Source organism: Arthrobacter cavernae (assembly GCF_017368795.1).
GTDB classification, from domain to species: domain Bacteria; phylum Actinomycetota; class Actinomycetes; order Actinomycetales; family Micrococcaceae; genus Arthrobacter; species Arthrobacter cavernae.
On record NZ_JAFNLL010000010.1, the window covers coordinates 91,318 to 105,168 of the forward strand.

Annotated in this window: 14 protein-coding genes and 1 tRNA gene; 7 read left to right on the forward strand and 8 right to left on the reverse strand. The window is 66.2% G+C overall.

From position 1 onward, the window contains the following. Nucleotides 1-38: 38 nt before the first annotated feature. From trxB to J1902_RS06170, 3 genes are all read right to left on the reverse strand, one after another. Nucleotides 39-1,016, reverse strand: a complete 978-nt coding sequence (gene trxB / locus J1902_RS06160; protein ID WP_207615375.1) for a thioredoxin-disulfide reductase — start codon at nt 1,014-1,016, stop codon at nt 39-41. Between the two features lie 24 nt (nt 1,017-1,040). After that, nucleotides 1,041-1,463 (reverse strand): arsenate reductase ArsC, encoded by a 423-nt coding sequence (locus J1902_RS06165; RefSeq protein ID WP_207615376.1) that lies wholly within the window; start codon nt 1,461-1,463, stop codon nt 1,041-1,043. Nucleotides 1,464-1,564: 101 nt separating this feature from the next. Continuing rightward, nucleotides 1,565-2,239: a metalloregulator ArsR/SmtB family transcription factor gene (locus J1902_RS06170; protein WP_207615377.1), complete on the reverse strand. Its 675-nt coding sequence runs from the start codon at nt 2,237-2,239 to the stop codon at nt 1,565-1,567. A gap of 45 nt (nt 2,240-2,284) precedes the next feature. Here J1902_RS06170 and J1902_RS06175 point away from each other — a divergent pair, with 45 nt between their 5' ends. From J1902_RS06175 to J1902_RS06190, 4 genes are all read left to right on the forward strand, one after another. Further along, nucleotides 2,285-3,022: an aquaporin gene (locus tag J1902_RS06175; RefSeq protein WP_207615378.1), complete on the forward strand. Its 738-nt coding sequence runs from the start codon at nt 2,285-2,287 to the stop codon at nt 3,020-3,022. Between the two features lie 240 nt (nt 3,023-3,262). Continuing rightward, on the forward strand, nt 3,263-4,276 hold the full coding sequence (locus J1902_RS06180; RefSeq protein ID WP_207615379.1) for a nitrilase-related carbon-nitrogen hydrolase: 1,014 nt from the start codon (nt 3,263-3,265) through the stop codon (nt 4,274-4,276). Next, entirely contained in the window at nt 4,273-5,298 is a 1,026-nt protein-coding gene (locus tag J1902_RS06185; RefSeq protein WP_307794383.1) for an agmatine deiminase family protein, read from the forward strand. The genes J1902_RS06180 and J1902_RS06185 overlap by 4 nt, the downstream gene beginning before the upstream one ends. Before the next feature lie 12 nt (nt 5,299-5,310). Next, nucleotides 5,311-6,852, forward strand: a complete 1,542-nt coding sequence (locus J1902_RS06190; RefSeq protein WP_207615380.1) for an APC family permease — start codon at nt 5,311-5,313, stop codon at nt 6,850-6,852. A 114-nt stretch (nt 6,853-6,966) separates the two neighbouring features. On the opposite strand, the gene J1902_RS06195 is transcribed toward J1902_RS06190, so the two are convergent. From J1902_RS06195 to J1902_RS06215, 5 genes are all read right to left on the reverse strand, one after another. Next, nucleotides 6,967-7,515 carry an AMIN-like domain-containing (lipo)protein gene (locus J1902_RS06195; RefSeq protein ID WP_207615381.1) on the reverse strand — a complete coding sequence of 183 codons (549 nt, stop codon included), beginning with the start codon at nt 7,513-7,515 and terminating at the stop codon, nt 6,967-6,969. A gap of 296 nt (nt 7,516-7,811) precedes the next feature. After that, on the reverse strand, nt 7,812-8,114 hold the full coding sequence (locus tag J1902_RS06200; RefSeq protein WP_207615382.1) for a DUF4193 domain-containing protein: 303 nt from the start codon (nt 8,112-8,114) through the stop codon (nt 7,812-7,814). Nucleotides 8,115-8,242: 128 nt separating this feature from the next. After that, nucleotides 8,243-8,446, reverse strand: a complete 204-nt coding sequence (locus J1902_RS06205) for a hypothetical protein (RefSeq protein WP_207615383.1) — start codon at nt 8,444-8,446, stop codon at nt 8,243-8,245. Nucleotides 8,447-8,639: 193 nt separating this feature from the next. Next, nucleotides 8,640-8,716 (reverse strand) — tRNA-Thr (locus J1902_RS06210). Between the two features lie 261 nt (nt 8,717-8,977). Then, nucleotides 8,978-9,856 carry a DsbA family protein gene (locus J1902_RS06215; RefSeq protein ID WP_207615384.1) on the reverse strand — a complete coding sequence of 293 codons (879 nt, stop codon included), beginning with the start codon at nt 9,854-9,856 and terminating at the stop codon, nt 8,978-8,980. Between the two features lie 175 nt (nt 9,857-10,031). Here J1902_RS06215 and J1902_RS06220 point away from each other — a divergent pair, with 175 nt between their 5' ends. The 3 genes from J1902_RS06220 (at nt 10,032) to J1902_RS06230 (ending at nt 13,604) form a co-directional block, all read left to right on the forward strand. Continuing rightward, nucleotides 10,032-11,534 (forward strand): alpha,alpha-trehalose-phosphate synthase (UDP-forming), encoded by a 1,503-nt coding sequence (locus J1902_RS06220; protein WP_207615385.1) that lies wholly within the window; start codon nt 10,032-10,034, stop codon nt 11,532-11,534. After that, entirely contained in the window at nt 11,524-12,327 is an 804-nt protein-coding gene (gene otsB / locus J1902_RS06225) for a trehalose-phosphatase (RefSeq protein ID WP_207615386.1), read from the forward strand. Before J1902_RS06220 ends, otsB begins: the two co-directional genes overlap by 11 nt. 194 nt (nt 12,328-12,521) lie before the next feature. Beyond that, nucleotides 12,522-13,604: an ABC transporter ATP-binding protein gene (locus J1902_RS06230; protein ID WP_207615387.1), complete on the forward strand. Its 1,083-nt coding sequence runs from the start codon at nt 12,522-12,524 to the stop codon at nt 13,602-13,604. Nucleotides 13,605-13,851: the final 247 nt, after the last annotated feature.

Below are 13,851 nucleotides of genomic sequence, written 5' to 3' on the forward strand. Positions count from 1 at the left end.
ACGGGAAGGTTCCTCGCTGAATCCATGGTTGTCCTCCTTTACGCATGGCTTGGCGCTTCCACCAGCGCCGTGGCGATGCTGTCTGCGTCATCCAGGGCGGCCAGGTAGCGTTCGGCGTCGAGGGCGGCGGCGCAGCCCGTGCCGGCGGCGGTGATGGCCTGGCGGTAGCGGTGGTCCACGGCGTCGCCGCAGGCGAAGACCCCGGAGAGGTTGGTGACCGTGGTGGGTGAGCCCACCTTAATGTAGCCCTCGGCGTCCAGTTCGACCTGGCCGGCCACGAGCTCGGTCCGCGGCACGTGCCCGATCGCGACGAAGATCCCCGTAGCCGCCTGCTCGCGGGTTTCGCCGGTGCGCGTGTCCGTCAGGGTGACACCGGTGACCTTGGCATCGCCGTGGATGGCCGTAATGGCGGAGTTCCAAGCGAAGCTGATCTTGGGGTTGTCCTTGGCGCGCTGGGCCATGATGCGGGAGGCCCGGAGTTCATCCTTGCGCACGACGACGGTGACGGACTTCCCGAAGCGCGTCAGGAAAGTGGCTTCCTCCATGGCGGAGTCGCCGCCGCCCACCACGATGATGTCCTGTTCGCGGAAGAAGAAGCCATCGCACGTGGCGCACCAGGACACGCCGTGTCCGCTGAGCTTCTTCTCCTCGGGCAGTCCGAGTTCCTTGTAGGCGGAGCCGGTGGCCAGGATGACGGCCGGGGCCTCGTGGGTCTCGCCGGCGCCGGTGACCACGCGCTTGAGGTGACGTTTCAGATCCACTTCAGTTACGTCGTCGAACACTATGCGCGCGCCGAATTTCTCGGCCTGTTCCTGCAGCCCGTCCATGAGCTCCGGGCCCTGGATGCCGGCCGGGAAGCCGGGGAAGTTCTCCACGTCGGTGGTGTTCATCAGCGCGCCACCGGCGGTGACGGAGCCGGCGAGGACCAGGGGGCTCAGGCCCGCGCGGGCGGCATAAATCGCAGCCGTGTATCCGGCCGGGCCGGACCCGATGATGATCAGCTGTTCGTCGCTCATGGGGTGGCTCCTGTTCGGTGGTGCTTACTTGGCGGCCGGGATCAAGGACTCTATCAGGCCCTCGATGCGGGTCTTGATCGCGTCGCGGATGGGGCGGACGGAGTCCACGCCCTGTCCGGCCGGGTCCTCCAGGACCCAGTCCTCGTAGCGCTTGCCGGGGAAGTACGGGCACTCGTCGCCGCAGCCCATGGTGATCACGACGTCGGATTCCTTGACGGCCTCGGTGGTCAGGACCTTGGGGATCTCGGCGGACATGTCGATGCCCAGTTCCGCCATGGCCTCGACGGCGGCCGGGTTCACCTTGTCCGCGGGCTGGGAGCCAGCGGAGCGGACCTCGATGGCCCCCTCCGAGAGGGTGGTCAGGAAGGCTGCGGCCATCTGGGAACGGCCAGCGTTGTGGACGCAGACGAACAAGACGGAGGGTTTCTTGGCGGTTTCGGTGCTCATGGGATTCTCCTGGAATCAGATAAGTGTGGATCGGTCTGGTTGGCGTTGTCGTGCCCGTACCCTTGTTGCGTCGGGCTACGCCTTGGTTCAAGGCCCGACATTCAGGCGGCGCGCAAGCGCGGCGCGAGGTCGTGGACGCGGTGGGAAATGTCAGCGAAGGCGCCCTCAAAGGCCTCCTCGGTGTTCAGCCGGAGCGGATCCGGTATGGACCAGTGGATGCCGCGGAGGCCGGGGAGTTCCTCATGGGCGTTGTCGCACACGGTGATGATGAAGTCCCTTTCCGTCACGACTTCGCCCAACTGGCGCGGCGCCAGGCCTTCGAGGTCGAGGTCGTGACGACGGGCGACATCGACGGCCCCCTGGGCGATGCGCTCGGCGGGGTGGGTCCCTGCTGAGGTCGACGGGATTTCGCTGACCTGCCGCCAGAGCGCTGCGGCCAGTTGCGACCGGGCGCTGTTGCGCGTGCAGACGAACAGTATGCGGCGTGCCGCGTGTTCGCGCCCGGGCACCAGCCCTTCCAGCGCCCCGTCGGCGAGCCGGAAATAGCTGCGGCGCCTATCGGCCTCCGAGCGGCGGCGCGTCGCCAACCCGGCATCTTCCAGTGTGCGCAGGTGGTGGGACAGCAGGTTCGAGGGCATCCCTAGCTCGGCCTGCAGTTCCGTGGGGGACAGGTCGCCCAGGGTCAGCAGGTCCACGATGCGCAGGCGTGCAGGATCTGCGAGGGCCGCATGCTTCGCGGCCCGCGCCTGAAAGGAATCCATTTGCTCAATGCTCATTGATTCAATTTTGACTGAGTTAATTTCATCGGTCAAGCTGGTCTCATGACCTCACACCAGCCGCCGCTGTGGCGCCGCGCCGTCGCCGAACTGCTCGGCACCGCTTTGCTCGTTTCCATCGTCGTCGGCTCCGGGATCGCCGCCCAGCAGCTGTCCCCGACTGATGTCGGCCTGCAGCTGCTGCAGAACAGCACCGCCACGGTCCTGGGCTTGACGGTGCTGATCCTGGTGTTCGGCCCCGTGAGCGGCGCGCACTTCAACCCGGTGGTCTCGCTCGTGGACTGGGCCCTGGGCAGGAGCAGCGGCTCCGGGTTGACCCTGCCGGAGCTTGGCACGTATATGGTGGCGCAGACCGTGGGTGCGGTCGGCGGCAGCGTCCTCGCGAACGCCATGTTCGAAGTCGGAACCTCCATCTCAAGCAAGGACCGTGCCACCGGCGGACATCTGCTGGCCGAAGTCATCGCCACCGCCGGGCTTATCCTGCTGATCTTCGCCCTGGCTGCCACCCACCGAGGCATCCTCGCAGCCCCTGCCGTGGGCGCCTACATCGGCGCGGCATACTGGTTCACGTCCTCAACCTCATTCGCGAACCCGGCCGTGACGGTCGGGCGCATCTTCAGCGATACCTTCGCCGGCATCTCCCCGGACTCCGTTCCCGGTTTCGTCGGCGCGCAGCTGATCGGCGCGGCAGCAGGCCTTGGCCTCCTTGCGCTCCTGTTCCCGGCCGCGTCGCGCACTGCCGATGACGTTGTTGTCCCGCACCCCGCGGGCAAGGGCTCCTAGGCTTCGCCGGCACCGGCGGGACACCGCCACCCCGGGGCACTCCCCAGGCGCCGTTTCGACGCTTCCCTGCGCATTCGCCAACCGCGCCAACATCTTGCGCGCAGGGAACCATCGAAGCGGCCCATGCCCGCCACAAATGAACTGAATTCGCTTCCCCCCTTGCGCCCGGGCACTTCTCCGTCCATACTAAATGAACGTCATTCATTTAGTGACTACCGTCTCACCGGAGAACATGCCATCATGATTGAAGTTACCTGCCTCGGAGCTCCCGCTTCCCTGGCCCGCACCGAACCTTCCACCCGCACGCCGCTGCGCGTCGGCGTCGTCCAGCACCACTGGCATGCCGATCCCGCCGTGCTGCACGCCGAGCTCAACGAGGGCATCGAACGCGCCGCCAAACTGGGAGCCACGGTTGTCTTCCTGCCCGAGCTCACGCTCTCCCGCTACCCGGCGGACACCCGCCCGGAAAACAACCCGGCTGCCGGCATCCGCCCCTCGGACATCACCGAAGACCTGCTGACCGGCCCCACGTTCGCCTTCGCGGCCGAAGCTGCCCGCACGCACGGCGTCACCGTCCACGCTTCCCTGTACCAGCGCGCCGAAAACCCGGACGGCAGCGACGACGGCCTGGGCCTGAACACGGCCATCCTGGTCTCCCCCCAGGGCGAACTCTTGGCCCGCACGCACAAGCTCCACATCCCCGTCACGGCCGGCTACTACGAGGACAAGTTCTTCCGCCAGGGCCCCGCCGCGGACGACGCCTACGAGGTCCACGCCCCGGCCGAACTCGGCGGCGCACGCCTGGGCATGCCCACCTGCTGGGACGAGTGGTTCCCCGAGCTCGCCCGCGTGTACTCCCTGGGCGGCGCCGAAATCCTGGTCTACCCCACCGCGATCGGCTCCGAGCCGGACCACCCGGACTTCGACACCCAGCCGCTCTGGCAGCAGGTGATCGTGGGCAACGGCATCGCCAACGGCCTGTTCATGGTGGCACCCAACCGCTGGGGCAGCGAGGGCACCCTGAACTTCTATGGTTCCTCCTTCATCTCGGACCCCTACGGCCGCATCCTGGTCCAGGCCCCGCGCGACGAATCCGCCGTCCTCGTGGCCGATCTTGACCTCGACCAGCGCAAGGACTGGCTTACGCTCTTCCCGTTCCTCACCACACGCCGCCCGGACACCTACGGCCGGCTCACGGAACCCGTGAACCACGACGCCCCGCTCGGCGCCCAAGCCCAGGCAGTGTCCGCGTGAGCGCCTGGCGCATGCCCGCCGAGACCGCTCCGCAGGAACGCGTCTGGATGGCCTTCCCCACCGGCGGCTACACCCTGGGCGACACCCCCGAAGCGGCGCACGCCGCCCGTTCCACCTGGGCCGCCGTCGCGAACGCCGTGCTCGAATTCGAGCCGGTCACCGTCGTCGTACACCCCGACGACGTCGATACCGCCGCGCGCTACCTGGCCCCCGGCGTCGAGGTACTGACCGCTGAACTGAACGACGCCTGGATGCGGGACATCGGCCCCACCTTCGTGCTCGACAACAACGGCAAGCTCGGCGCCGTGGACTGGATCTTCAACGGCTGGGGCGGGCAGGACTGGGCCTCGTGGGACAAGGACGCGCTCATCGCGGCCGAGATCTCCGGCCGCTCCGGCGCCCGGCACATCCTGTCCGGGATCGTGAACGAGGGCGGCGGCATCCAGGTGGACGGCGAAGGCACCGTGCTGGTCACCGAAACCGTGCAGCTGGACCCGGGCCGCAACCCGGGCCTCACCAAGGCGGACATCGAGCAGGAACTGGCCCGCACCATCGGCGCCACCCACGTGGTCTGGCTGCCCCGCGGCCTCACGCGCGACTCCGAGAAGTTCGGCACCCGCGGGCACGTGGACATCGTGGCTGCGATCCCGAGCCCGGGTACGCTGCTGGTCCACTCCCAGCAGAACCCGGAACACCCGGACTACCAGGTCTCCCGGGAAATCATCGACTTCCTGCGCACCACGCAGGACGCCGCCGGCCGCGACTGGAGCATCATCGAAGTCCCGGCCCCGGCAACCCTCAGCGATGAAGAGGGCTTTGTGGACTACAGCTACATCAACCACCTCGTGGTCAACGGCGGCGTCATCGCCTGCAGCTTCAACGACCCCATGGACGAGAAGGCCCTCCGCATTCTCGCCGATGCCTACCCCGGCCGGCGCGTGGTCAGTGTTGACGCGCGCGAACTGTTCGCCCGGGGCGGCGGAATCCACTGCATCACCCAGCAGCAGCCAGCGGCCATCTAGAAAGGGCCCACCATGAGCCAGACAATCAGCCAGGGCGGCAACGCAGCCGCAGGCACGTCGCACGACATCACCGGCAAGGGACTGAAGACGGGGCAGCTGGGGCTCCTCGCCGTCGTCGTCCTCGGCATTTCAACCATCGCGCCGGCCTACACGCTGACCGGCGCCCTGGGGCCGACCATCGCCGAAGCCGGCCTTCAGGTTCCCGTCATTTTCCTCATCGGTTTCATCCCGATGATCCTCGTGTCGCTCGCCTACCGCGAACTCAACGCCGATTCGCCGGACAGCGGCACCACGTTCACCTGGGTCACCAAGGCGTTCGGGCCGTGGGTGGGCTGGATGGGCGGCTGGGGGCTGCTCGCGGCCAACATCATCGTCCTGTCCAACCTGGCCGGCGTCGCCGTTGACTTCTTCTATCTGTTCCTTGCCCAGCTGACAGGCAACCCCGAACTGGCAGATCTGGCCTCCAACACCCTGCTCAACGTGGCCACCTGCTTCGTGTTCGTGGCGCTGGCGGTGTGGGTCAGCTACCGGGGCCTGCACACCACCAAGATCGTCCAGTACGGCCTGGTGGGCTTCCAGCTGGTGGCTTTGGGAATCTTCGTGGCCATGGCCTTCGCCAACTGGTCCACGTCTGAGACCGCCATCCCGTTCAGCTGGGAATGGTTCGACGTCACCAAGATTGAGACCTTCGGCCAGATCGCCGCCGGCATCTCGCTGTCGATCTTCGTGTACTGGGGCTGGGACGTCTGCCTGACCGTCAACGAGGAAACCGCCAACGGCAAGAAGACCGCGGGCCTCGCCGGCACCCTGACCGCCGTCGTGGTCCTGGGCATCTACCTCATCGTCACCATCGCCACCATGATGTTCGCCGGCGTCGGGGATACCGGAATCGGTCTGAACAACGAGGAAAACAGCGCCAACATCTTCACGGCTCTCGCTTCCCCGGTCATGGGACCGTTCGCCATCCTCATGTCCCTCGCGGTGCTCTCCAGCTCGGCGGCATCGCTGCAGTCGACCTTCACCTCGCCGTCACGCAGTCTGCTCGCCATGGCGCACTACGGCGCCCTGCCCAAGCCGTTCGCCAACATGAGCAGGAAGTTCGCGACGCCGGGCTTCGCCACCATTGCGGCCGGCGTCGTCTCAGCGGGCTTCTACGCGATCATGCACGTCATCAGCCAGAACGTCCTCAACGACACCATCCTGGCCCTGGGCCTGATGATCTGCTTCTACTACGGGCTGACCGCGATCGCATGCGCTTGGTACTTCCGCGGGAGCGTCTTCAGCAGCGTGCGCAACTTCGTGCTGCGGCTCCTGTGCCCGGTGCTGGGCGGAGTGGGCCTGTTCGTGGTGTTCTTCCAGACGGCCGTGGACAGCTGGGCTCCGGAGTTCGGCAGCGGCTCGGAGATCTTTGGTGTGGGGCTCGTGTTTGTCCTCGGCATCGGGATCTTGGCCTTGGGCGCGGTGTTCATGGTGGTCATGGCCCGGCTGCGTCCCGGGTTCTTCCGCGGCGAAACGATCCGCCGGGACACCCCCGCGCTGGTGGTGCCCGAGTAGGCTGCGGCGCTCGTACGCTCGTAGTGCCGCGACGTCTCTGAAAAGCGGCCAGGTCGCCGGAACTCTCCGGCGACCTGGCCGCTTTCCCGCGTCCGGAAGGCGTGGGCTCACTACTTACCAGCGGTGGGCGACGTCCACCACCAGCCGCGAACCGCCACCAGGTCCGTCCAGGGTGAAGACCCGGAAGGGAAGACGTGCGCGGACGCCCAGGCCCAGGGTCGTGTGTCCCTCGAAGCTTCCCGCGAACGCTACCTGCCGGAAGGTCTGGAAGCCGGCAACGTTACGGACTTCCTTGTTGTTGGCCGGGCTGAACGTCGCCTGGCCGTACTCGTCGTGGGCCGGAGCGTGGACCGTGACCTGAAGGAATGCCCCTCCCCTCAGCGCGATCGGCAGACCGGACCCGTCCTGGGCCACCTGCGGAACATAGCGGACCCTGTAACCGGCGACTTTGCCGTTCAGGTCAATGACAAGCCGGTCGTAGCAGACGTGCTGCCCCGTCCGGACATTGGTGACTTGCGCCTGGGTCATAAGGGTGTTGACCTTGGCCAACGACCCCCAGACGATTCCGCAAAAACCTTGCGTAGCCGAGGCGGGCCCCGGTGCCACCAGTCCGAGTCCGGCAGCCATCAATACTGCTGCCAGCCACACTTGAATTTTTTTCATTTTGGCCACCTCCTGGAGTGCTTGGATACCTCAAGCGTAGGAGCGTCCAGGCCCCTTTGGACGGCTTGTGGCCGCTTCGGCGCCCAACCGTTAGTAGGCCTGTTCCGGGGTCACAGGAGCGTAATCGGCGGGGTGTTTTGGGCCGTTCCGGCGGGGATTCCGGGGCCTTCGGGCCTGCGTTCGTGACCGAACATAACGACACCAAAGCGTGACTTTGCGCTGGCGGCATGCAAAAAGCCCCGTCCGGTCTTGGGGGAACCTGACGGGGCTTTTCCGCATTGCGGCGCTTGGGAAGTTTAGCCTTCGCAGTCCTTGCAGTACTTGAGGCCGTTCTTTTCCAGGGCAATCTGGGACCGGTGACGGACCAGGAAGCAGGATGAACAGGTGAATTCATCGGACTGCTCCGGGACAACTACAACGGTCAACTCTTCACCGGAGAGGTCGGCACCGGGGAGGTCAATGCCCTCCGCAGTGTCGTTCTCGTCGACGTCGATGACTGCGGTCTGGGCACCGGCACCGCGCGACGCCTGAAGGGCCTCGAGCGATTCAGCGGGAGACTCTTCTTCTGTCTTGCGGGGAGCGTCGTAATCGGTAGCCATTGAGGGGTTCACTTTCGTTGCTGCATAGTGCCATTTCAGGCACCTCAGTGAAGCAGTTTAGGGCATATTACACGTAATAAACGAATAGTGTGCCCAACGCGACATTCTGCAGTTCAAACCCCGCTTCGTCAGCTGTCTGTCTTGGCGGATTCAGCGTGCCACTTGGCGGCCTGGGCGCTGGCAACCGTCACTCCGCTGAGGGCCGGAAGCCAGCCGTAGCGCGTGGCTTCAAGGACACCTTCCGGGGTCCGGTCAACGCACTGGTGGAAGTAGGCAGCTTCGATCCAGGCGGCGATTCTGGAGCCGATCTTGGCGGCAGGCGATGCGTTCATGCGGCCACGGTATCCGGCACGGATTCGAGGGCGGTTTCCGGGTTGTCACGGGGGTGTTAATTGCTCCTGGCTGTCCTGGCCGTGCATCCCGTTGGCTGCCGGCGTCGGGCCTGCCGTCAGTGGGCCGTGGGAGCAACCGTTGAGACGCAAGAACCCCGCCGTTCCTGCGTCTTGGCAGGTACGGCGGGGTTGTTGGAGCCCCCTGTCGGATTCGAACCGACGACCCCCGCTTTACAAGAGCGGTGCTCTGGCCAACTGAGCTAAGGAGGCGTGCCCCGGCACACCGGAGCTGGCATTCCGGCGGACCGGAACAGTGCGCGCAAGCGCTAGATAAGGGTAGCCCAGACCGTCCCGGCACGGAAATTCGGCCGGCACAGGACGGCTCACCTCGGCCCACTCGGCCGGCAGACCCCAACGGATCCGCCAACAAGCGGGTTCGGGCCGCACTCGCTGCATCGAAACAGCGAGTACGGCCCGAACCCGCGAGCTGGAGCCACAGAGCCAGGAGGCTGGAGCCAAGCCCCGCGCGGGCTACTTCTTGGCGTCGATGGCGGTCTGGATGTCGGCGTTCAGGTCGGTGGTGCCGGCCCACTGTTTGCCGTCGACGAAGATGGTGGGCGTGCCCGTGATACCGATGTTCGCCGCCAATTCAGTGGAGTACTTCACGTAGGGGCGGAACTGCTTGGTGTCGATGCAGGAGTCGATGTTGGCCGAGCCTGCTTCGGTGGCCAGCTTCTTGAGATCGTTGTCTGAAATGCCTGCGCCGCCTTCGGCAGGCTGGCGTTCGAACAGCAGGTTGAAGAAGTCGGCGTACTTTTCCGGCGAAGTGTTCACAACGCAGGCGGCCGCGTTGGCAGCACGGGAGGAGTAGTTGGTGCTGGACTGCCGGTCCAGGAAGCCCAGAGGACGGTACTCGAGCGAGATCTTGCCTTCGTTGCGCAGGGTGGTCAGTGTCTCGTTGAACCGGCCCTCGAATGCCTTACAGGCCGGGCAGATGAAGTCGATGTAGGCCACCACCTTGACGGGCTTGCCGGCTTCGGCCTCGGCGCCGGGAGCGTTGACCGTGGCTGGCTTCGTGGCGGGAGCGGACGGAACGTCGGCCAGCTTCACCGTAGTTGCCTCGGACTTCACCACGTCGGTGTTGGCCAGCAGCGTCACGCCGCCGTGCACATTGCCGTTGGCCGGCGTCGGGCCCTCGTCCGCGACCGGTGCGCTCTGCTGCAGGCTGGTGGTGACCACCAGCGCCACAACGGCGATGATGGCCACCACGGCCACCACAATGCCCCAGGCGATGAGGAGTTTGTTGCGCTTGTCCTTATTCAACTGCGCTTCGCGGATCTCGCGGGCCCGTTCACGGGCCTGGGCGGTGCGTTCGGCCTTGGACAGGCGTGGTTCGTTAGCGGGGCTCATCAGTTCCTCGGGTCATTCGACGTCGTAATAGTGGCTATGGCAACGGGGCCAGTTTACGGGAGCGTTCTGTGGCCCGGCTGCGGGCCCGCCATCCCGCCTGAGAAACGAGCTAGTGGCGCCGATGATTCCCGCCGGTAGGGTGGGATATGAGTCACAGCAACCCCAGGGAGCAGTAATGCAGGAACCGGCAAGCGACAAACTCAAGACAAATGACGGCGTCAGGGCCGCTTCGAAAAGGCGCCCGGCGGGGACAAAGTTCGACTTCATGGTGGTCTCGAACAGGCTTCCCGTGGACCGCTGCACCAGCGAAGGTACGGAAGACGACGACGGCGGCTGGCGCCGCTCGCCCGGCGGGCTCGTCACCGCGCTCGCTCCCCTGATGACCAAGGCCGACGGCGCGTGGGTGGGCTGGCACGGCGCCCCGGACGAGACCGTCCGTCCATTCAGCCATGAAGGCATGGATCTGGTCCCCGTGCAGCTGAGCAGTGACGATGTCGAGCTGTACTACGAGGGCTTTTCCAACGCCACCCTGTGGCCGCTGTACCACGACGTCATCGCCCCGCCCGAGTTCCACCGTGCCTGGTGGGATTCCTACCGCAAGGTCAACCGCAAGTTCGCCGACGCCGTCTCACGGCATGCGGCCGACGGGGCCACCATCTGGGTGCAGGACTACCAGCTCCAGCTCGTCCCGCGCCTGCTCCGCGAGGCCCGGCCCGACCTGAGGATCGGCTTCTTCAACCATATCCCGTTCCCGCCGCCGGAAATCTTCGCCCAGCTTCCGTGGCGCAAGGAAATCATCGACGGACTGCTGGGCGCGGACCTGCTGGGTTTCCAGCGCCCCAGCGACGCCGGCAACTTCATGCGTTCCGCCCGCCGCTTCCTGGGGGCCAGCGTGAAGCAGCAGCAGGTGCACGTCAAGGGTCCCGACGGCGCCATCACGCACATCGCCCGGGCCCAGGCGTTCCCGATTTCCATTGCCGTGGAGCAGATCAGTGATCTCGCCAAGAATCCGGCGATCATCGAGCGCTCCCGCCAGATCCGGGAGGACCTGGGCAACCCGAAGACCGTCCTGCTGGGCGTGGACCGGCTCGACTACACCAAGGGCATCCGGCACCGGCTCAAGGCCTACGAGGAACTGCTGGACGAGGGCCTCATCAAGGTGGAGGACGCTACGCTGATCCAGGTGGCGAGCCCCAGCCGTGAGCGTGTGGAGCAGTACCGTCTGCTGCGCGAGGAAATCGAAGGCACCGTGGGCCACATCAACGGCACGTACGACACCATCCAGAACACGGCCGTCCGCTACCTGCACCACAGCTACCCGGTGGAGGAAATGGTGGCCCTGTATCTGGCCGCGGACGTCATGCTGGTCACCGCGCTGCGTGACGGCATGAACCTGGTGGCCAAGGAATATGTCACCGCGCGGACCCAGGACACCGGCGCCTTGATACTCAGCGAGTTCACCGGCGCCGCGGACCAGCTCAAGCAGGCACTCCTCATCAACCCGCACGATATCGACGGCATGAAGAACGCCATCATGCGCGCGGTCAACCTGCCGGTCCGCGAGGCCCGCCGCCGGATGAAGGGCATGCGCAAGCAGATCCTCACCCACGACGTCGACCATTGGTCCGCCGATTTCCTTGGGGCGCTGAATGAGAAAGTGGTGCGCGATGACTCCTGAGCAGACCCCCCTGAGCCTGTCTCCGGAGCTGCTGGACGCTGTCCGCCGCATCGCCGGGACCGAGCACCTGCTCGTGGCCCTGGACTTCGACGGCACCCTCTCCCCCATCGTCGGCCACGCCGGCGACGCGCGCCCGCTGCCGCGTTCGGCGGCCGCGCTGGGCAGCATCGCGGAACTGCCACGGACGACGACGGCGCTGATCTCCGGCCGGGCATTGGCCAGTTTGCGGGAGGTCGCTTCGCCCCCTGCCGCGGCCCTGCTGGTCGGCAGCCACGGCGCCGAGGTCTGGCTGGGCGAGGGCTCCCTCGGCCTGGAGCTGGACAGCGCCCAGCGGCAGCTGCTGGAGGAGGTCCGCGGCGTGCTGGCCGAAATCGTGGAGGAAGCCCCGGGAACACTGCTGGAGGACAAGCCGGCAGGCGTGGTGCTGCACACCAGGCTGGCGGACGACGACGTCGCGGAGGACGCCGTCGAGGCTGCCACGCGGGTCCTTCGGGACCGCCCCGGTGTGTTCCTCAAGACCGGCAAGCGGGTCCTGGAAACGTCCGTGGTCCATGCGTCCAAGGGCGAGGCCGTGGAGTTCCTGCGGCAGGCCACCGGGGCCACGGCGGTGCTGTTTGCCGGCGACGACGTCACGGACGAGGACGCGCTGGGCCGGCTGCTGCGGGGGGACGTCGGCGTGAAGGTGGGGCTGGACTTCACCCAGGCGGAGTTCCGGGTGGAAGCCCCGGTCCACGTGGCCGAACTGCTCGAGGCGCTGCTGCGCGAACGCCGCCGCGTCACCGCCAGCACCTGAGTGAAAATGTGAGATCCGTAACATTTGCGTGACTACGCAAAAAGTCTGACATACTCTCTGTGTGATCTGGCGCACAGAAACCGTGCGGCGTCACGCGATGCTCCCCGGCCTCGGCCGGGGAGTCCAACCGAATACAAAGAACCATTCACTACGGATCGTCCGGCACGTACCTGCCGGTGAAGGGATTGATAACTGTGGCTACAGTTACTTTTGATAACGCTACGCGTCTGTACCCGGGCACAGATAAGCCCGCCGTCGATAAGCTCAACATCGACATCGCCGATGGCGAATTCCTGGTCCTCGTTGGACCCTCCGGTTGCGGCAAGTCCACCTCCCTGCGCATGCTCGCAGGTCTTGAGGATGTGAACGCCGGCCGCATTCTGATCGGTGACCGCGACGTCACGGATGTTCCGCCGAAGGACCGCGACATCGCCATGGTCTTCCAGAACTACGCCCTGTACCCGCACATGACTGTTGCGGACAACATGGGCTTCGCACTCAAGATCGCCGGCGTCTCCAAGGAAGAGCGCGCCGAGCGTGTCCGCGAAGCCGCCAAGCTCCTGGACCTTGAGCAGTACCTGGACCGCAAGCCGAAGGCTCTCTCCGGCGGCCAGCGCCAGCGCGTCGCCATGGGCCGTGCAATCGTCCGCAACCCGCAGGTCTTCCTCATGGATGAGCCGCTGTCCAACCTGGACGCCAAGCTCCGTGTCCAGACCCGCACCCAGATCGCTTCCCTCACCCGCCGCCTTGGCGTCACCACCGTCTACGTGACCCACGACCAGGTCGAGGCCATGACCATGGGCGACCGCGTTGCGGTGCTCAAGGACGGCCTGCTCATGCAGGTTGACACCCCCCGCAACCTGTATGACCGCCCGGCGAACGTCTTCGTTGCCGGCTTCATCGGCTCCCCGGCCATGAACCTGCTGGAGCTTCCGGTAGTCGACGGCGGCGTCCAGTTCGGCGGTACGGTCTACCCGGTGCCGCGCAACGTCCTCGAAGAGGCCCACGGCAAGACCGTGACCCTGGGGACACGCCCCGAAGACCTTGAGACCGTAGGCGCCGGCGAAGGCCTGCAGGTTGAGGTGGACGTCGTCGAAGAACTCGGTGCCGATGCCTATGTCTACGGCCACACCATGCTGGACGGCAAGAGCCACGACATCGTGGCCCGCGTCGACGGCCGCCGGCCTCCGATGAAGGGCGAGTCCATCAACGTGCGTCCGCAGTCCGGCCACGTGCACCTGTTCGACACCACGACGGGCCTGCGCCTGGGCGACTAGTCCCCACCGGCCCCCTAACCTCGCTCCGCTTCGGCCAGGGAACCCTGCCGGCGTGGGCCCATCCACCGGCCCCCTAACCTCGCTCCGCTTCGGCCAGGGAACCCTGCCGGCGTGGGCCCACCCACCGCACTAACGACGGCGGCCCCTCCTGATTGGACGGGCCGCCGTCGCCGTTAACGACCCTCGTCAAAGGACCCAATGAACCTGGCGGAAAACCTGATCCCCCGGCCGCAGCACCTTGCCACCA